At 33.3% G+C, this 18,327-nt stretch carries 23 protein-coding genes; 2 read left to right on the forward strand and 21 right to left on the reverse strand.

Annotation, left to right across the window (positions count from 1 at the left end):
* Window positions 1-95: 95 nt before the first annotated feature.
* The 12 genes from LQ615_RS12520 to metG all read right to left on the reverse strand — a co-directional run bounded on the left by LQ615_RS12520 (window position 96) and on the right by metG (window position 10,845).
* Entirely contained in the window at window positions 96-734 is a 639-nt protein-coding gene (locus LQ615_RS12520; RefSeq protein ID WP_016999908.1) for a 50S ribosomal protein L25/general stress protein Ctc, read from the reverse strand.
* Between the two features lie 132 nt (window positions 735-866).
* Window positions 867-1,829, reverse strand: a complete 963-nt coding sequence (locus LQ615_RS12525) for a ribose-phosphate diphosphokinase (RefSeq protein WP_026023668.1) — start codon at window positions 1,827-1,829, stop codon at window positions 867-869.
* A 47-nt stretch (window positions 1,830-1,876) separates the two neighbouring features.
* Window positions 1,877-3,235, reverse strand: a complete 1,359-nt coding sequence (glmU, locus tag LQ615_RS12530) for a bifunctional UDP-N-acetylglucosamine diphosphorylase/glucosamine-1-phosphate N-acetyltransferase GlmU (protein WP_016999911.1) — start codon at window positions 3,233-3,235, stop codon at window positions 1,877-1,879.
* Window positions 3,236-3,536: 301 nt separating this feature from the next.
* A complete protein-coding gene (gene spoVG, locus LQ615_RS12535) occupies window positions 3,537-3,866 on the reverse strand; it encodes a septation regulator SpoVG (protein ID WP_070045702.1) in 330 nt (109 codons plus the stop codon).
* A 59-nt stretch (window positions 3,867-3,925) separates the two neighbouring features.
* Window positions 3,926-4,300: a RidA family protein gene (locus LQ615_RS12540; protein WP_016999913.1), complete on the reverse strand. Its 375-nt coding sequence runs from the start codon at window positions 4,298-4,300 to the stop codon at window positions 3,926-3,928.
* A 19-nt stretch (window positions 4,301-4,319) separates the two neighbouring features.
* Window positions 4,320-5,144: a pur operon repressor gene (purR, locus tag LQ615_RS12545; RefSeq protein ID WP_070045703.1), complete on the reverse strand. Its 825-nt coding sequence runs from the start codon at window positions 5,142-5,144 to the stop codon at window positions 4,320-4,322.
* Window positions 5,145-5,212: 68 nt separating this feature from the next.
* Window positions 5,213-6,061, reverse strand: a complete 849-nt coding sequence (ispE, locus tag LQ615_RS12550) for a 4-(cytidine 5'-diphospho)-2-C-methyl-D-erythritol kinase (RefSeq protein ID WP_070045704.1) — start codon at window positions 6,059-6,061, stop codon at window positions 5,213-5,215.
* A 148-nt stretch (window positions 6,062-6,209) separates the two neighbouring features.
* On the reverse strand, window positions 6,210-6,473 hold the full coding sequence (gene veg, locus LQ615_RS12555; RefSeq protein WP_016999916.1) for a biofilm formation stimulator Veg: 264 nt from the start codon (window positions 6,471-6,473) through the stop codon (window positions 6,210-6,212).
* Window positions 6,474-6,572: 99 nt separating this feature from the next.
* Complete coding sequence (gene rsmA / locus LQ615_RS12560) at window positions 6,573-7,466, reverse strand: 16S rRNA (adenine(1518)-N(6)/adenine(1519)-N(6))-dimethyltransferase RsmA (protein ID WP_276325832.1); 894 nt, start codon at window positions 7,464-7,466, stop codon at window positions 6,573-6,575.
* A gap of 1 nt (window position 7,467) precedes the next feature.
* On the reverse strand, window positions 7,468-8,010 hold the full coding sequence (gene rnmV, locus LQ615_RS12565; RefSeq protein WP_016999918.1) for a ribonuclease M5: 543 nt from the start codon (window positions 8,008-8,010) through the stop codon (window positions 7,468-7,470).
* Between the two features lie 54 nt (window positions 8,011-8,064).
* Window positions 8,065-8,829, reverse strand: coding sequence for a TatD family hydrolase (locus tag LQ615_RS12570; protein ID WP_016999919.1), 765 nt, complete (start codon window positions 8,827-8,829; stop codon window positions 8,065-8,067).
* Between the two features lie 21 nt (window positions 8,830-8,850).
* Window positions 8,851-10,845 carry a methionine--tRNA ligase gene (gene metG / locus LQ615_RS12575; protein ID WP_070045706.1) on the reverse strand — a complete coding sequence of 665 codons (1,995 nt, stop codon included), beginning with the start codon at window positions 10,843-10,845 and terminating at the stop codon, window positions 8,851-8,853.
* Between the two features lie 233 nt (window positions 10,846-11,078).
* Here metG and LQ615_RS12580 point away from each other — a divergent pair, with 233 nt between their 5' ends.
* Window positions 11,079-11,354 (forward strand): AbrB/MazE/SpoVT family DNA-binding domain-containing protein, encoded by a 276-nt coding sequence (locus LQ615_RS12580; protein ID WP_016999921.1) that lies wholly within the window; start codon window positions 11,079-11,081, stop codon window positions 11,352-11,354.
* Window positions 11,355-11,412: 58 nt separating this feature from the next.
* On the opposite strand, the gene rsmI is transcribed toward LQ615_RS12580, so the two are convergent.
* Genes rsmI through LQ615_RS12625 form a run of 9 tightly spaced genes read right to left on the reverse strand, consistent with a single transcriptional unit; the run spans window position 11,413 to window position 17,740 of the window.
* Window positions 11,413-12,255: a 16S rRNA (cytidine(1402)-2'-O)-methyltransferase gene (gene rsmI / locus LQ615_RS12585; RefSeq protein WP_016999922.1), complete on the reverse strand. Its 843-nt coding sequence runs from the start codon at window positions 12,253-12,255 to the stop codon at window positions 11,413-11,415.
* A gap of 1 nt (window position 12,256) precedes the next feature.
* On the reverse strand, window positions 12,257-12,505 hold the full coding sequence (locus LQ615_RS12590) for a GIY-YIG nuclease family protein (protein WP_016999923.1): 249 nt from the start codon (window positions 12,503-12,505) through the stop codon (window positions 12,257-12,259).
* Complete coding sequence (locus tag LQ615_RS12595) at window positions 12,498-13,226, reverse strand: tRNA1(Val) (adenine(37)-N6)-methyltransferase (RefSeq protein WP_103268916.1); 729 nt, start codon at window positions 13,224-13,226, stop codon at window positions 12,498-12,500. Before LQ615_RS12595 ends, LQ615_RS12590 begins: the two co-directional genes overlap by 8 nt.
* Before the next feature lie 47 nt (window positions 13,227-13,273).
* Window positions 13,274-13,609 carry a DNA replication initiation control protein YabA gene (yabA, locus tag LQ615_RS12600; RefSeq protein ID WP_016999925.1) on the reverse strand — a complete coding sequence of 112 codons (336 nt, stop codon included), beginning with the start codon at window positions 13,607-13,609 and terminating at the stop codon, window positions 13,274-13,276.
* 14 nt (window positions 13,610-13,623) lie between these two features.
* Window positions 13,624-14,430: a PSP1 domain-containing protein gene (locus LQ615_RS12605; protein WP_016999926.1), complete on the reverse strand. Its 807-nt coding sequence runs from the start codon at window positions 14,428-14,430 to the stop codon at window positions 13,624-13,626.
* 4 nt (window positions 14,431-14,434) lie between these two features.
* Window positions 14,435-15,361 carry a hypothetical protein gene (locus LQ615_RS12610; RefSeq protein ID WP_016999927.1) on the reverse strand — a complete coding sequence of 309 codons (927 nt, stop codon included), beginning with the start codon at window positions 15,359-15,361 and terminating at the stop codon, window positions 14,435-14,437.
* 51 nt (window positions 15,362-15,412) lie between these two features.
* Window positions 15,413-15,742, reverse strand: coding sequence for a cyclic-di-AMP receptor (locus LQ615_RS12615; protein WP_016999928.1), 330 nt, complete (start codon window positions 15,740-15,742; stop codon window positions 15,413-15,415).
* Window positions 15,743-15,775: 33 nt separating this feature from the next.
* Window positions 15,776-16,396, reverse strand: coding sequence for a dTMP kinase (gene tmk / locus LQ615_RS12620; protein WP_064205214.1), 621 nt, complete (start codon window positions 16,394-16,396; stop codon window positions 15,776-15,778).
* Window positions 16,397-17,740: an aminotransferase class I/II-fold pyridoxal phosphate-dependent enzyme gene (locus tag LQ615_RS12625; protein ID WP_103268917.1), complete on the reverse strand. Its 1,344-nt coding sequence runs from the start codon at window positions 17,738-17,740 to the stop codon at window positions 16,397-16,399.
* Between the two features lie 123 nt (window positions 17,741-17,863).
* Between LQ615_RS12625 and LQ615_RS12630 the strand changes: the two genes are divergently transcribed.
* Window positions 17,864-18,229 (forward strand): GNAT family N-acetyltransferase, encoded by a 366-nt coding sequence (locus LQ615_RS12630; RefSeq protein WP_016999931.1) that lies wholly within the window; start codon window positions 17,864-17,866, stop codon window positions 18,227-18,229.
* The last annotated feature ends 98 nt before the right edge of the window (window positions 18,230-18,327 follow it).

An 18,327-nucleotide genomic window follows, 5' to 3' on the forward strand; every position in this document is an offset into this window, starting at 1 on the left:
GTTTTCATCTAACTATACTTATATCATTATAAAATTAGACAAAAAAGAGTCTGAGACATTGATATGTCCCAGACTCCTTTTAAAAGATTAAAGAATTATTCTTCTTCTTTTTCTTCTTTTTCAGCTTCTTGTGATACTGCATCAGCATCTTCAGCTGCAGTTTCTTCAGCATCTTCAGCTGGTTCTTCAGTTGGAGGTACTACAGTTACAACTGCTTCTTCTTTATCGTTTTCGATAGCATATTTATCAGTTGCATCTAAGTCTCCTACTAAGTAACTATCACCGATAGCTAATTCACTAATATCAACTTCGATATGTTCAGGAATAGCGTCTGGAGTAGTTGTTACTTGTAAGTCGAATAATGGTTGTTGAACTACGCCACCTTCAGAAGCACCAACTGCTTCACCTACTAATACTACAGGTACATCAACAGTTAATTCTTGTTTCATGTTAATAGCTAAGAAGTCAACATGAGTGATTTGGTTTTTAAGTGAATCATATTGGTAATCAGAAACCATAACTTTAATTGATTTAGAACCAACACCTAATTCAATAACTCCGTTACGTCCAACTTCACGGATAGTTTTGATGAATTCAACCTCATCAACTTTAACAGATGTATTTTTAGCACCATAACCATATACAACTGCTGGGATAATACCTGATGCTCTTAGTTTACGTAAACTAGAACGAGTTTGTTTACCTTGACGGATAACTGACTTTAATGAAGCCATTATCTTTTCCACCTTTCATTCATGCGCATTAAGCGCTCCTACACTTACCCATCAACATAAATTGTTGCTTGTAAGTGGTTATTTAGTTCATTTAAAAATGAACCGTTTGTTATTATACACGATTAATGACAATTAATCAAATAGCACACTAACTGATTCTTGTTCATATACTCGAACAATTGCTTGAGCTAATAATTCTGCTACTGATAATTCTTTAACATTTGAAGGTTTTCTATCTTCTGGCAATTGAATAGAGTTTGTAACAACTAATTCTTTAATTCTTGAATTTTCAATGCGTTCACGTGCTGGTCCAGATAAAACAGGGTGTGTACAACATGCATAAACTTCTTTTGCACCTTTTTTAACTAAAGCATCTGCTGCTAAAGTAATAGTGCCCGCAGTGTCAATGATGTCATCGATGATGATTGCTGTTTTACCATCTATGTCTCCAACAATGTTCATAACTTCTGCTACGTTAGGTTTCGGACGACGCTTATCAATAATAGCAATTGGCGTTTTTAAACGATCCGCCATTTTACGCGCTCTTGTAACACCACCATGATCAGGTGATACAACAACAGTATTGTCAGGGTCTAATCCTTTTTCTAAGAAATAATTAGATAAAATTGGAACACCCATTAAATGATCAATAGGTATATCAAAGAATCCTTGAATTTGAGGAGCGTGTAAGTCTAACGCGATCATTCTGCTCGCGCCAGCTTTTTCAATAATATTCGCTACTAATTTAGCAGTAATAGGCTCACGACTTCTCGCTTTACGGTCTTGTCTTGCATAACCATAATAAGGCATAACGATATTAATATTAGCAGCTGATGCTCGTTTACATGCATCTATCATAATTAACAATTCCATTAAATGTTCATTTACTGGATATGAAGTAGGTTGAATGATGAACACATCACAACCACGGATACTTTCTTCGATATTAATTTGCACTTCGCCATCAGCAAATCTTTTTACTGTAGACTTACCTAATGGAATACCTACTAAATTTGCAACTTCTTGGGCTAAAGGTTGGTTACCTTCTAGTGAAAATATTTTTAATGACGAATTCTTATATTCAGTATGCAACATTTTTGTTCCTCCGATATCATTTTGACTCATTTTTTTGACGGCTCCTTTTATTTCGTTTTATAGTATCCTTCTTTTGTAGTCTGTCTTGCACGACCTAGTGCTAAGCTTTCATCTGGCACATTATCTGTGATGGTTGAACCTGCAGCTATAAATGCTCCTTCGCCAACTTCTACTGGTGCAACTAGATTTGAATTACATCCAATAAATGCATCATCTCCTATTTTAGTTTGGAATTTGTTTATTCCGTCATAATTAACAGTGATTGAACCACAGCCAATATTTGTTCTTGCGCCGACTTCAGCATCACCAATATAACTTAAGTGAGATACTTTAGCGCCATCTTTCAACACGGATTTTTTAACCTCTACAAAATTACCAATTTTCGTTTCTTTTCCTAGTTCTGTTCCCGGTCTTAATTGAGCGAACGGTCCAACTGTAGAGGATTTACCAACAAATGAATCTGTAATGACAGATTGTTTAATTGTGGCATCATCTTCAATTGTACTATTTTTGATATCAGAATTCATGCCAATCGTAACATTTTTTCCTATTACAGTGTTACCACCGATTCTTGCACCTGGTTCAACTACCGTATCTTCACCTATAGTAACTTTTTTCCCAATATATGTAGTAGCTGGATCGATGATGGAAACACCATTTATCATATGTCTCAAATTAATACGTTCTTTCATTTTTTGTTCTGCTTGTGATAATTGGACTCTATCATTAACACCCATGATTTCATCTACGTCTTCCGTAACATAAGCAGATATTTTTTCATTTTGTGCTTTTAAAATGCTTATAACATCAGGTAAATAGTATTCACCTTGAGCATTATCGTTTTTAACTTCTTCTAAAGTTTGGAATAACTTTTCATTATCAAAAGCAAAGATTCCTGAACTAATTTCATTTATTGCATTTTGCTCTTCTGAAGCATCTTTTTGCTCAACAATTTCTAAGACGTCACCTTGTTCATTTCGAACAATTCTGCCATAGCCAAATGGATTATTCACCTTTGCAGATAATACTGTAGCCTTTGCATTTTCTGACTCATGAAACGCTATTAATGAGCTAATTGTATCTTCAGTAATAAGTGGTGTGTCCCCACATACAACGATTGTTGTACCTTTTTTGTCATTCAATAATTCCTTAGCTGTATTAACTGCATGTGCAGTCCCTAGTTGTTCTTCTTGATGTACAAACTGCGATGAATCGCCAAGTGTTTCTTTTACTACTTCAGCACCGTGTCCAACAACTGTAACAACAGTCTCAACACCCGCATTCTTCACGCTATCTATAACATGTTGAACCATGGCTTCTCCAGCAACAGGATGTAGCACCTTATAGAGTTTAGATTTCATCCTTGTTCCTTTACCAGCCGCTAATATGACTGCATGTTTTCGCATTTGAAAAACCTCCATTTAAACGCACTTTATCTTATTATAATTTAATTTGTGTACGACTATCAAGAAAGAGTTATTAAACATAGAAATTATTTCACAAAATAATCGTCTTTAATATTCATGATATATAGTAAAGGCAAAGCATTAACGCATTAAATAAAAATTTAATGAATAGTATTTTTATTCATCATTAATTAACCGTTGTTGAATAATTGTATAAAAAAAACAGGAAAAACTCTTATCAAACTAAGAATTTCTCCTGTATTATTTCAGACACAAGCTTTGCGTATGCCTATTCCAATTTTTATTCTTCATTTTCATCTTCATTTTGATTTTCTGATTCAGAATCGTCATCTTTAGCAGATTTCGGAATGATTACTTCATCAGTTTCATCATAAACTTTCATGACTGCTTCTTGAATTTCTTGTCTCATTTCAGAGTTAATAGGGTGAGCAATATCCCGGAACTCTCCGTCGGGTGTCCGTTTACTTGGCATAGCTACAAATAAACCTGAATTCCCTTCAATTACTCTTAAATCGTGAACAACAAAAGCATCGTCTAATGTAATAGAAACTAAAGCTTTCATTCTTCCATCTGTTTGGATTTTTCTTAATCTCACATCTGTTACCTTCATGACTTGTGTGCCCCCTGTTTGTCTTTTTTAAGTAGCAGCATCATTTAAATTGAAGAATATTATTGTATTTTTGCGATCATTTCAATCTCAACTTTAACATCTTTAGGTAGGCGCGCAACCTCAACACAACTTCTAGCAGGCAAATGTTCATTGAAATATTGTCCATATACGGAGTTAATATCTTGAAAATCATTCATATCTTTAATAAAGATCATAGATTTCACGACATTATTTAAAGAAGCGCCACTTTCTTCAAGTACTTTTTTTAAGTTTTCGATGACTTGTTCAGTCTGCACTTTTACATCATCTGATACAATTTCGCCTTTTTGATTTAACGGTATTTGCCCCGAAGTAAATACTAGATTATCTACCACTACAGCGTGGCAGTATGGTCCTAATGCTTCTGGAGCGTTTGTTGCGTTTATACTTTTCATGATGATTAACCCTCTCTTCTTAATTAAATCTTTTTAAACAGTTGCCTTCTTCTACTGAAAATTGTTGGTTGTATTCGTCTACATTCGACAATCTCACTAAAGATGTATAATCTTCAACCAAACGATGTTTAACTTCTTTTGATTCTACAAGTACTGATACCCCTTTTACAGTTGCTTTAAACTCATTCATCAAATTGATAACACCATTGATTGAGCCACCTGCTCTCATAAAGTCGTCAACTATTAATACATTTGAATATTCAGGCAATGTTCGTTTAGATAAAACCATTGTTTCAATTTTCCTTGAAGATCCTGATACATAGTTAATTGAAACCGTTGATCCTTCTGTTACTTTATTATCTTTTCTAATTACCACAACAGGTAAATTGAGCACTTTCGCTACTGCATTAGCTAACGATATCCCTTTAGTTGCAATTGTAACAACCGCATCAAGTTCTTCATCCATGTACATCGTTGCGATAAGTTCCCCAACTTGGTTTAAAAGTTTAGGGTTACCAACAAGATCTGACATAAATAAATAGCCGCCTGGTAATAATCTTTCTCTCTCTTTAAGCAATTCACACAAATCTTCAATTAATTCAATCGCTTCTTTCTTGTACATTTTCGGTCGGTAAGTTACACCGCCGCTAGCACCTGCAGTAGTTTCAATAATCCCTAAACCTTCTGCTTGAAAAGTTTCTTTAATGATTTGTATGTCTTCACTTATAGAAGACTTTGCTTGTCCAAAATAATTCACAAAGTAAGTTAACGGCACTAACTCATTAGGATGTTTCAATAAATACTGTGTCATATAAACGATTCTCTCACTTCGTTTAAACCTCATTTATAAAACTCCATTCTCTATCCGTATTTTTGCCACAATTATACTATAATCGTACGGTTTTAACAAAGCTATCCAAGTAATCTCACAATGAATACATCTTTGCAGCATCCTTTCAGAGCATTATAGACTTGCTTAGCCTGCCTTTCCTTTTGAACAAAGCCATAAACAGTCGGACCGCTTCCGCTCATTAATGCTGCATCCACACCTGTATTTGTCATAGTGTTTTTCAGCTTTTCAACCTCTGGGTATAGTCCCATAGTAACACTCTCAAGGCTATTACCTAACGACTTACATAAACGTTCATAATCACCGTCTATTAAAGCTTGCTGGCATTCTTTCGTTAAAACTTTAGATGTCTTTTCTAAAGTTAAAGCGCCATAAATTTCGGGTGTAGAGACGCCGATGTCTGGCTTGGCTATGATAACCCAAGCTGATGGTGGTTTAGGTAAATGCGTTAATTGCTCTCCTCTACCACGACATAACGCTGTTTTTCCATAGATACAAAAAGAAATATCCGACCCAATTTCCGCTGATAAATCACTCAATGCTTCTAACGAGTCATTGATCCCCCAAAGTTTATTCAAACCTCTAAAAGTAGCAGCAGCATCACTAGAGCCACCTGCTAAACCAGCTGAAATAGGAATGCTTTTTTCTAAAGAAATCGTCACACCGTCTTTTATGTTGTATTTGTCCTTCATTAATTTTGCAGCTTTATAAGCTAAATTTCTATGATCACTTGGAACAAAATTATGCTCTACATCGATGACAATTTCACCATCTTCTCTTTTTTCAAAAGACAGTCTATCATTTAGGTCAACGGTTGTCATAATCATTTCCACCTCGTGATAACCATCATCACGTTTGTATAAAGTATCTAGTGTTAAATTAATTTTTGCTGGTGCTGTCTCATAAATCATATACTTGCCCTTTCTAAAACTTATTATTATGATTTTACCATAAATAAATGTTAGAAAGTATGAGCTTTATCCTATTTTTTTGCAACAAAAAAACTCTACGCCATATCACAGTCATATCGCGTAGAGTTTTTTATTGTGAACTTTATGATTATTGAACAATAAATTCTTCTTTATGTTCATTCATAAAAGTTACTTGGACATTCTCAGTTAATACATCAGTGTATGTATAAGATACACGCTCAAAATTATGTTTCTCTTGATCTAATTCGACCACGAAAACTGATGGATACGTTTCCTTAAGCACACCACTGCGCTCAATTAACTTCTTACGTCCTCCATTAGCTTTAAGTACAATACGATTTCCTAATTGACAATCCAATATTTTTTTGATGTCTACTAAAGTCTTCGGCATATTGACCCACCTCGCTATATAGAATATTATACTATGATAGCAAGATTTTGTCAAATAAAATTTAAATTTTATCAATTTGAGAGGCCGTTGTCAATATATTTATACAGATAAATTAGGGTATTTTTTCAAATTGTTACAAAGATGTGCATAATCATGTATTGTTAGCGTTTCCCCGCGCCTTTTAGGGTCTATGTTTGATTCGCTTAACCATTCAATAATTTCATCTTTATGCACTTTGCCATCCTTGATTGTACTAATATAGTTATTTAAAATAGTCTTTCTTCTTTGTGTAAATGCACCTTTTGTTAATTTAAATAACTTTTGTTCATCGTCGACTTCTACAACTGGTTTAGTCCGTTTTGTAAGTTTTATTACAATTGAATCAACGTTCGGTGGCGGCATGAAGACGGTCTTAGGGACTACTAAAACACGTTCAGTTTCAGTATAGTATTGACATGCAATAGATAATGAACCATAACTTTTGCTGCCTACTTTAGCATTTAATCTTTCGCCCACTTCTTTTTGCATCATGACAACGAAGCCATCAATTGGTAAATCATTTTCTAATAAATTCATCAATATAGGCGTAGTAATATAATATGGCAAATTGGCAACTAACATAATCTTGTCACAGTCTTTTAAATGTTGATCAATTTCTTTTTGTACATTGGCTTTTAATATATCTTCATTTACAATCGTTACATTTGAATATGGATTCAACGTATCTTCTAATACAGGTATTAATCTTTGGTCAATTTCAAAGGCTAGAACTTTTTTAGCTACTCTTGCTAATTGCTCAGTTAATGAACCCATACCTGGCCCAACTTCAATAACACCTGTATTTTCGTCAATGTCACTCGCTGAAATGATTTTTTGGATGATATTTGTATCAATTAAAAAGTTTTGACCTAGACTTTTTTTGAATTTAAAGCCATATTGGTCTAACAACGCTTTTGTGCGTTTAGGTGTTGCGATATCTTTTTCGTTCATTATGTCACTCCTCTTTATATCCAAGCGCTTCTTTTACATCTTTTTCAGTATAACCGAAAGCATTGAGTTTGTTTAATAATTGTTTACCATTCGAGTGTCCAATATTCAACTTACTACATAGTTTTTCTCTTTTTCTTCTTGCTTCTGGCCCTATAATTAATCCCAAATCAATTAATACAGCTTTATCAATAGTTTCTACATCAGCTTCTAATGGTGAACTTACATTAGTTAACGCTTCTTTCACTGTTTCAACCGACGCATGTTCTACACCTATTTTACCTCTTTTGTTTTTAGCTTTGTCTCTTGGGATAAAAGCATGTTTAACACTTGGAACATATTGCTTAATCGTATTTCGAATTTTATCACCCGGGAAATCAGGGTCAGTAAGTACAATAACACCACGTTTTTCATGTGCTTGCTTAATGACCTCCAAAATCTCTTTAGAAACAGCAGAACCATTTGTCTCTATAGTATCGCAATCCACGGCACGTTTAACATTGACCGTATCATCTCTACCTTCTACTACCACAAATTCATTTATTTTCATAAAGTTTACCTTCTTTAAAGATGCCCCAAAACAACCGTTTTGGGGCATCTTATTTTATAATTTAAATAATCTTTCAGCGTTTTCGGTAGTTGCTTCACAAACTTCCTCATACGTGAGACCACGTAACTCCGCAATTTGTTCGGCAACAAGTTTTACACGAGCAGGCTCATTTCTTTTCCCTCTATATGGGTGAGGTGATAAGAATGGCGCATCTGTTTCTACTAATAATCTATCTAACGGAACATGCTTAGCTACTTCCTTAGGTTGTTTAGCATTTTTAAAAGTCACTGGGCCACCTAACGAAACATAGAAATTCATTTTTAAAATTTCGTCAGCTATTTCATTAGAACCACTAAAGCTATGCATAATACCGCCAACTTCACTAGCGTTTTCTTCTTTCAAAATATCTACACAATCTTGTGTTGCTTCTCTATTATGAATAATGATTGGTAATTGAACTCGTTTAGCTAATGCGATTTGCTTTCTAAACACATCTTTTTGGATATCTTTTGGTGACTTATCCCAATGGTAGTCTAATCCCATTTCACCTATTCCAATAATTTTAGGATGTTTAGATAATGACTCTATCCATTCTAAACGTTCATCTGTACAGTCGATTGCATCGACTGGATGCCAGCCGATAATACCATAAATAAAGTCGTATTGATCGATGAGTTTCATTGTTCTCTCTATTGTTTTTGTATCAAAACCAACGACAAACATTCTATCGATACCTTCAGATAGCGCTCTATCGATTACTTCTTGTAAGTCATCATCGTATTGATCAGCGTTCAAGTGAACATGTGTGTCTATTAGCATTCATATCTTCCTTCCAATTCATTACTTTATAATTGAACCATTTTGAATTGCGTTAGGTAATCCTACTAAAGTAAGCGTGCCATCTTTTTCGGCAGAAAGTATCATACCTTCAGATAATTCACCACGTAATTTAACTGGTTTCAAATTCGTTACAACTGCAACTTTTTTACCAACTATATCTTCAGGTTTATAAAATTCAGCAACACCTGAAACAATTTGTCTTTTCTCGTTACCTAAATCTACTTTGATTTTCAATAATTTATCGGATTTTTTTACATAATCTGCTCCAGTTACTGTTGCAGCTTTAATTTCCACTTTATCGAATTGATCAATCGTTATTTCAGGTTTACCAGGATTTTCTTCTTTTTTATTTTCTTCTTCTGGCTCTTCTTCAGGAGTAGTGCCACCTTGCATTGAATTTTTAATGAAAGCTACTTCTTCTTCAACATCAAGTCTTGGGAAAATAGGTTCTGGTTTAGAGATGACTGTAATTTCTTCATCAATAGCACCATAAGTTTCGATGCTTTCGAACGTATCTAACTTTCCTTTTTCCAAGTTTAATTGGCGGAAAATTTCATAAGGCGCATGTGTTAAGAATGGACGTAATAACACTGCAGCAAACCTAATATTTTCAACTAAATGAATCATTACGTTTTCTAACATTTCACGTTCATTTTCATCTTTAGCTAATACCCAAGGTGTTGTTTCATCGATGTATTTATTTGTACGGCTAATAAGCTTCCAAACTTCTGCCAACGCAACTGAGAATTGCATGTTTTCCATTGCTTCATAGAAATTATTTTTTGTATCGATAGCCATATTTTCCATCTCTTCATCTAGAGGATGTAATTGACCTTTATATTTAGGTAGAACACCGTTAAAGTATTTATTTACCATAGCAATTGTACGATTAACTAGGTTACCTAAATCGTTTGCTAAGTCATAATTTGTACGTTCTACGAATGCCTCAGGCGTAAACACACCATCTGCACCGAATGGTAATTCTCTCATTAAGTAATATCTTGTAGCGTCTAAGCCATATTTATCAATTAATACGTTAGGATCAACAACATTACCTTTAGATTTACTCATTTTACCGTCTTTCATTAAAATCCAACCATGAGCAAATTCACGCTTAGGTAAAGGTATATCTAAAGCCATTAATAAAATCGGCCATATAATAACGTGGAACCTAACAATTTCTTTAGCCATTAAATGAACGTCTGCTGGCCAGTATTTTTTAAACAGCTCATCATCATCAGTTAAATAACCTAAAGCTGAAATATAGTTTACTAACGCATCTATCCATACATAAACAACGTGTTTAGGATTAGAAGGCACTTTAATACCCCAATCAAAAGTTGTTCTTGAGATGGCCAAATCTTCTAAACCAGGTTTGATGAAATTATTAACCATTTCATTTTTACGAGAAATAGGCATAATAAAGTCTGGGTTTTCATCAAAGAATTTTAATAATCTATCCGAATATTTATCTAATTTAAAGAAATAGCTTTCTTCTTTAACTAGCTCGACTTCATGTCCTGAATCAGGGCTTTTACCACCAACAATTTTTCCATCTTCATAAACTGGATCTACTAATTGTGTTTCAGTGTAGTATGTTTCATCTGGTATTGAATACCATCCTTCATATTCACCTAAATAAATATCTCCCTGCGCTAATAATTTTTCAAAGACTTTTTCAACAACCACTTTGTGTCGTTTTTCTGTCGTACGAATAAAATCATCATTTGAAATGTCTAATTTTTTCCATAACGCTTGAATATTTTCGACAATACCATTTAAATATTCAATTTCTGATAATCCAGCTTCTTTAGCCTTCTCTTGTATTTTTTGTCCATGCTCATCTGTACCTGTTAAGTAATGAACATCATATCCTTGTAACCGTTTATATCTAGCTATTACATCACCGGCAACCGTTGTGTAAGCATGACCTATGTGTAAATTCCCGCTCGGATAATAAATCGGTGTCGAAATGTAAAAAGTCTCTTTCGTCATCAGCGTTTCCTCCTAATATCTTATCTATATAATATACCGAAAATTTAGCATTTTTTCAATATTTCCTTATTATGGTAAAGCGCGCAAATGTAGTTTTAATGTCGAATAATTAAGTGTATACAATTTATTATTTTATTGACAATTTCTTCAATACGTATTAGTATACTATTTATATAATTGTCGAATGAATGTCGAATTAGATAATTATGGTTTTATTAAACGGAGGTAAAGAAATGAAATCAACTGGAATCGTTCGTAAAGTAGATGAACTAGGCCGTGTAGTAATTCCTATCGAGTTACGACGCATATTAGACATTGCTGAGAAAGACGCTTTAGAGATTTACACTGATGATGACAGAATTATTCTAAAGAAATATTCACCTAACATGACTTGTCAGGTTACTGGCGATGTTTCTGAAGAAAACTTTGTTTTAGCAGATGGTAAAATCGTATTAAGCGAAGAAGGCGCTCAGCAATTAATGAATGAGATTGAAAAAAAATCTAAATAATTACTTACTATATGTATCAAAGAGTCTGGGACATAATTAATTGTCTCAGGCTCTTATTTTAATTATCTATATGAAATGCTTCATATACATCTCTCTTTTTCATATTTCTATCTAAAGCGACTTGTTTAATAGCATCTTTAGAACGCATATCTTGTTCATTAATGTACGAATCAACATGTTCTTTTAAGTCCATTTCTTTCCACCATTGTTCTGTCTGACTGGATTCATCTATACCTTCTATAAGAATAACAAACTCACCTTTTTGTGGTATAGAATCGTCTTCTAACATATTTTCAATTGTTTCAACCGACCCTGTTTCAACTTGTTCAAACTTTTTAGTCAACTCTCTACCAATTGCTATTTTTCTTTCTGAGTCTATTTCAGATATAGCTTTTAATGTTTGTTTTACACGGTAGGGTGATTCATAAATCATCATTGTCGATTCTCTATGCATCCATTTATCTAATACTTCATGCTTATCTTTAGCCTGCCTTGGTAAAAATCCTAAAAATACAAATTTATATGACGGTAGTCCACTTGTCATTAATGCTGTAATAGCGGCATTTGGTCCAGGAATAGTTTCCACAAGGAATCCCGCTTCTCTAACTTGGTTTACAAGTTCATAACCTGGATCACTGATACAAGGACAACCAGCATCAGAGACTAAAGCAATTTGTTTATCATCTTCCATATAATCAATAATCTGCTCTGAAGCTTTATCTTTATTATGTTCGTGATAAGACTTTAATGGTGTGTGTATTTCATAGTGTTGGCAAAGTTTTGACGTTACACGAGTGTCTTCACAAAAAATATAATCTGACTCTTTTAAAATTCTTACGGCGCGATATGTTATATCTTCTAAATTTCCTATTGGGGTGCCTACTAAATGTAAAGTTGACATGCTATCCCTCCTTTATGAGTAATAACTTTTGTTTTCTACTCAATTGTTTTAAGGCATACTCTCTTTTTAATGCTTCTGATTTATTATCAAACTCTTCATGGTATACAAGTTTAACGGGACGTCTTATTTTTGTGTATTTTGCACCTTTACCATCATTATGCACCTTTAATCTGCGTTCTAAATCAGTAGTGTATCCAGTATATAATGTTTGATCTTTACATTCTAATATATATGTATAATGTTTATCCATAATAGACTTCCTTCATCTCTTCAGAATATTCACCATTTGTATTATAAATATAAAATGGTTGTTCAATTTTCAAACCAGGTTGCCCACCGCTCCGTCCTTCTACCAATATCGTTACTGCTTCTTTTTTAGAAGGACTACTATATACAAGTCTTAATCTCTTTGGTTCTATATTAAAAAGTCTAAAGTGCGTTAAGACATCCATCAGTCTTTCTGCTCTATGAACCATCATTAATTTACCACCTTGCTTGAGTAAATGTTTACTTGCTCTTACAACATCCTCAAGTGTGCAATAAACTTCATGCCTTGCTATTTTATGCGCTTCTTTTTGATGTTTCATTTGTTGATTTTCTTTAAAATAAGGTGGGTTAACCGTGACAACATCGAAGGTCGCCGGTGCATATTCAGTTGTTACTTTATTTAAATCTAATTGTTTTATCGAAATTTGATTTTGTAAATGATTATGCTGAATTGTTCTTTGAGCCATGTCGACCAATGTTTCTTGAATTTCTACTGCTTGAATTTCAGATAGTGATTTATGAGCTAAAAGTAACGGGATAATACCATTACCAGAACATAAATCCATCACTTTATCCTTATTTCTTGTTTGAACGAAATCACCTAACAATAATGCGTCAGTAGAAAAGGAAAACACATCATCATTTTGAATAATTTCAAATTTTTCTCTTAAAAGTTGATCTAATCTTTCACCTTTATGTAACACGAAATCACCTCATTTAAAAAATCAGGCATGCAAGATGCCTGATTACCCTATTCTCTATTAAGTACCTCTAGACAAAACAAGCAATCTTGACCTTGTCTATGTTTACCAAATAATTCTCCTCGACATATATGAAAACCTTCATGATACAACATAGCTAGATTATCTTTACTTTGAAGAGGTCTTACCTTTTTATTTGGTTTTTTATTATGCGTTGTTTCATTGGATTCAACTACCCGTTTCAGACTATCGTTTTCCATCTGAAGTGCAACATTATCTTCAACCAATTCGACTGCTTGGTTCTTCAGTTTATCCATATGCGCATTAATTTGTTTAAGTTCATTTTCTAACATCATAATTGTTTCAAACAACTCGTCCCTATTCACAGTAAAATCCTCCCTTATGAATGGACTTCAAGTAATTCATCAAGTTTATAATCAAAAAGTTGTTCGAAACCTTTCACTTTAACTTGCATCGTGATATCTAGAATATTTAATCCTACGACTTTACCATCTCCCTCAGGTGTTACAACAGTAGTACCCACGTCTGGCAATTCGTTTCTTACATCTTCGTAATAATCATTTTCATATTTTAAACAGCACATCAAACGACCACATGCACCGGAAATTTTTGTTGGATTAAGCGAAAGATTTTGATCTTTAGCCATTTTTATAGATACAGGCTCAAAATCTCCTAAGAATGTCGAGCAACAAAGCGAACGACCACATGGACCAATACCACCTAATAACTTCGCTTCATCCCTCACACCTATTTGTCTAAGCTCAATACGTGTTTTTAATTCATATGCTAATGATTTTACTAAGTTTCTAAAATCAATTCTGTCATCAGCTGTAAAATTAAATATAACCTTACTCTTATCTAGTGTATATTCACAATTTACTAATCTCATGTTCAATTCATGTGTCGCTACCATCTCTTTACACAGTGCCAATGCTTTATCAGCCTCTGCTAAATTTGAATGATATTTTTCGACATCTTCATCTGTAGCGTGACGTATAACTTCTTTCAAAGGTAAAACCACATCATCTTTGCCTACATGACGATTAGTTAATTTAACTTGTCCTAACTCTACTCCACGTTTAGATTCTACAACAACTAAATCATTTTCTTTGAATCTTTCTCCGTTTGGAGAGAAATATTCTTTCTTCCCAGCTTCTTGAAACTGTACGCCTATGATTTCATACATTTAATCACCTCTTCCCTTTTATAACCATCTGTTCAAAAACTAATGTCGCATTAACATTTTGCGCTAATTTACGATTAGCTTCAGTAATGCACTGTATATAATTCGAAATATCGCTTAAAGATAATTGTGTACTAGTGTTTACAATCTGTGCATCCAAATCTGGAAACGCTTTAATTGAATCCAACTCTATTTTAGCATGTAATACATCTTGAAAATAAGCATTTAAACTATTTAAAAATAATTGTTGCAAAGGTCGTGTATTCGCAACTTTTATACAATCAATTAAATATATTAAAGCCATCTGGTGATCTTTAACCATTAAATCTGCTAACTTAGCAACAGATTTTCTCAATTGTGTAAATAATTGTTCTTCAGTTAAAGAAATAGCCTCATCCTTATCCGATGTTACAAAACTCAATGTGTGCGCAATTGCAGCGGAAATATCGGATGCTTGTAAATCTTCTATAAAAGTCTCCTTTGATGCCGGTTTAAAATGGATAAGCTGACATCTCGAATGTATCGTTGGTAAAATTTGATCTTTCTTTGTTGTTAATAACAAGGCTATTGTATTTGGAGGTGGTTCCTCTAAAAATTTAAGTATACTATTTTCACCTTGTACTGTTAGTTTATCAAAAGCTTCAATAATGTAAACTTTATATTTACTTTCTATTGGTTTTTGATTCATTTTTCTAAGCAATTCTTCTATTTGTTGTTTCTTTATAGTTGTTTCTTCAGTTTGTATATACATAAAATCAGGGTGATTCATTGTTTGTACTTTTGTAATACAATTCCCCTCATTGTTACAAAGAATTTGTTCAGCAAAATACATAGCTGTCGTCTTCATTTCAAACATATTATCTCCCTCAAATAAATAAGCGTGAGATAACTGTTCAGCACTCAATAATTGATCAAGCTCTTCTTTTAATTGCATTTTCTACGCTCCTTGCAATAAAAAAGCTGCACTAATGGCAGCTAATCAGTTCTAAAATTGATGAAATTGTTCGATTGGCATAACAAATACTGTTGCGCCACCAACTTCTACTTCAACTGGGTACGGTATATAAGAATCCGCACTGCCTCCCATTGGTGTGATAGGTGAAACAAGTTGTTCACGATTACCACAAGTTCCATCTATGAGTCGTAATAATTCGTCTACTCGCTCATCTTTTACACCGCATAGGAATGTTGTATTACCAGCTCTTAAAAATCCACCTGTTGTAGCAAGCTTTGTAGCTCTAAAATCTTTCTCTATAAGCGCTTCTGATAAATTTTGACTATCTTGATCTTGGACAATCGCTATAACCATTTTCATAAATAAACACCTCTTTATATATTATATCATATTTTAAACTTGATTTAGATGATTTACAATAGCGAAATAAGCGTCTTCTATAACCTTTTCCAATGATTGTGTAGCATCAATAACTTTAATTCTATCTGGGTACTCAGATATCAACTTTTTATACCCATCTGTAACCTTATGATGAAACTCTATTTTTTCTTTATCCAAACGATTTGCATTTCTTTGATTATCTTTAATTCTGTTTAAACCAATTTCTGCAGGTACATCAAAATAAAGCGTTAAATCTGGATAAAGATTTTCAATAGCAAATTCATTAATTGCTTGTACTTCCTTTACCCCAATTTCACGAGCGTAACCCTGGTAACTTAATGAACTATCTACGAAACGATCACATAGTACAATGCCACCATCCTCAAGTTGTGGAATGATTTTTTCGACTAAATGTTGCCTTCTTGCTGCTGCGAATAAAAGTGCTTCTGTACGTTCGTCCATATCATCATCACTGTCTAACAGTAATTTGCGAATTGCTTCACTGATTTTTATACCACCTGGTTCTCTAGTTATAATAACATTATATTCTTTATTTAATTTTTCATAAACTTTATGTATAACAGTTGTCTTTCCAGAACCTTCTGGCCCTTCAAATGTAATAAACTGACCCATTTAGTGTTCATCCTTTATCTTTATTTGCTTGTTAATTATACCTTCTACTCTACCACCACTATCTATCCAATGTAAAAGAGAATTAAGGACGTCGCCTTTTATGTATTCACCTTTTAATATTACAGGTATGCCTGGAGGGTAAGGTATAACATCTACTGCAGAGATTTTATTGACTGCATCTATCAAATCTATTGTTATTGCATCTTTAACTTCTATAGGCACATAAATGCCAGAAGTAACAGGTAAATCAAATTTAGCCCGGCCTTTTTCTTGATAATAATAATCCAATTTAAGACTTTTAATCTTATTAATTAATACTTCAAACGGAAAAATATCGCCTTCATGCCATAACGGCAAAACAAGTAATATATATTTTTCATCATTCAATTCAACATAAATGTTTGATTGTTCAAATATTTGTTTTACTTGCTCACCTGTCATTTTTTCATGTGATACTAATAATTTAAGAGGGTCCGCTAGACTTCCCACCTTTAAACCTACTTCTTTTAAAGTCTGAATAAGTATCATTCGTAAACGTTTAAATAGCTTATCATTATAATGTTTATAAAACAGTTCTGCTTTCTCTAAACTTGTCATTATTAAATAAGAAGGGCTAGAAGTTTGTAACATCGTCAAATATTCCTCAATACGTTGTTGTATAGGAAGTTCTTTTCTTATATACATAACAGAACCCATTGTTAGAGCTGGTAACGTTTTATGATAAGACTGCACAACAATATCTGCTTCATACATGATAGAAGACTGAGGAAAGTATGAACTTATACCAAAATGTGCACCATGTGCCTCATCTACTAATGTAGGAACACCATAAGCTTTTAACAATTGTATATGTGATTGAATGTCAAATACTTCTCCATAATAGTTAGGGTACGTAAAAATCGCTAATTTTACATTAGATAAGTCTAAAGTATCTAAGCTTTTTACTCCATCATACTGACCTGTCTCCTCCGAAACTGTCATAGGCATCCATATAGCTTTTTGGTTTGTTAAACTTAATGCATTATATATAGATTTATGCGCGTTTCTGGGTATTAATATATCGCCATCTAAATGTTTAACAGCATATATGACTGATAAAATCCCAACCGTTGTCCCATTAACAAGGTATCGCGCATAATGATTTGGATATCTATCCATTTTCATCATACTTTCTCGTATGACCTCTTCAGGTTGGTGTAAATCATCTAAACCGGTTATTTCGGTCATATCCATACCTAAATTTATTTCTTTTAAATAACCAATCGTATTATTGTGATGACCTGGCACATGTAATGATATTGAATTTTCATCTTGAATAGATTGTATTTTATCATATAAACTCATTTTAATTACCTCTTAATTACCTCTTATATAACTTTCTTAACTCATTATAGCAATGATTACAATGAGCGTCATTTTAAAGTTAAACCTATTACGTTATACTACAATTAAAGAGGAGTGAGGAACATGCAAATTAGAAACGCTATCGATTTAGATGTAGACGCATTATATAAAATCACACAAGCAGAAGGCTGGCATACATTTACTAAAGAGCTATTATCAAAATTACTCATGACTTCTAAAATTATCGTTATTGAAGATAATCAAGAACTTGTCGGATATACTCGATTTTTAACAGATGAATCTTTAACATTGTATATTACTGAGATTATAGTAGCCAAAGAATATAGATCACAAGGATACGGAGAAAGCATGATAAAGCATTTGCAAGAAACTTTCCCAACAGTTCGCATAGAGCTTCTATCTCAGAATAATCAATTTTATAAAAAATTATCATTTCGTAATATAGGTTCGGGGTTTAGATTACCCTGAACCTATATTAAATTAAATCAAAAAAAAGAGACCTAACAGGTCTCGAGTGCGGCTCATCGCATCCATTTTATAAATATTTGCCCGGCAACGTCCTACTC

The organism is Mammaliicoccus sp. C-M13, assembly GCF_022386845.1.
GTDB lineage: Bacteria > Bacillota > Bacilli > Staphylococcales > Staphylococcaceae > Mammaliicoccus > Mammaliicoccus lentus.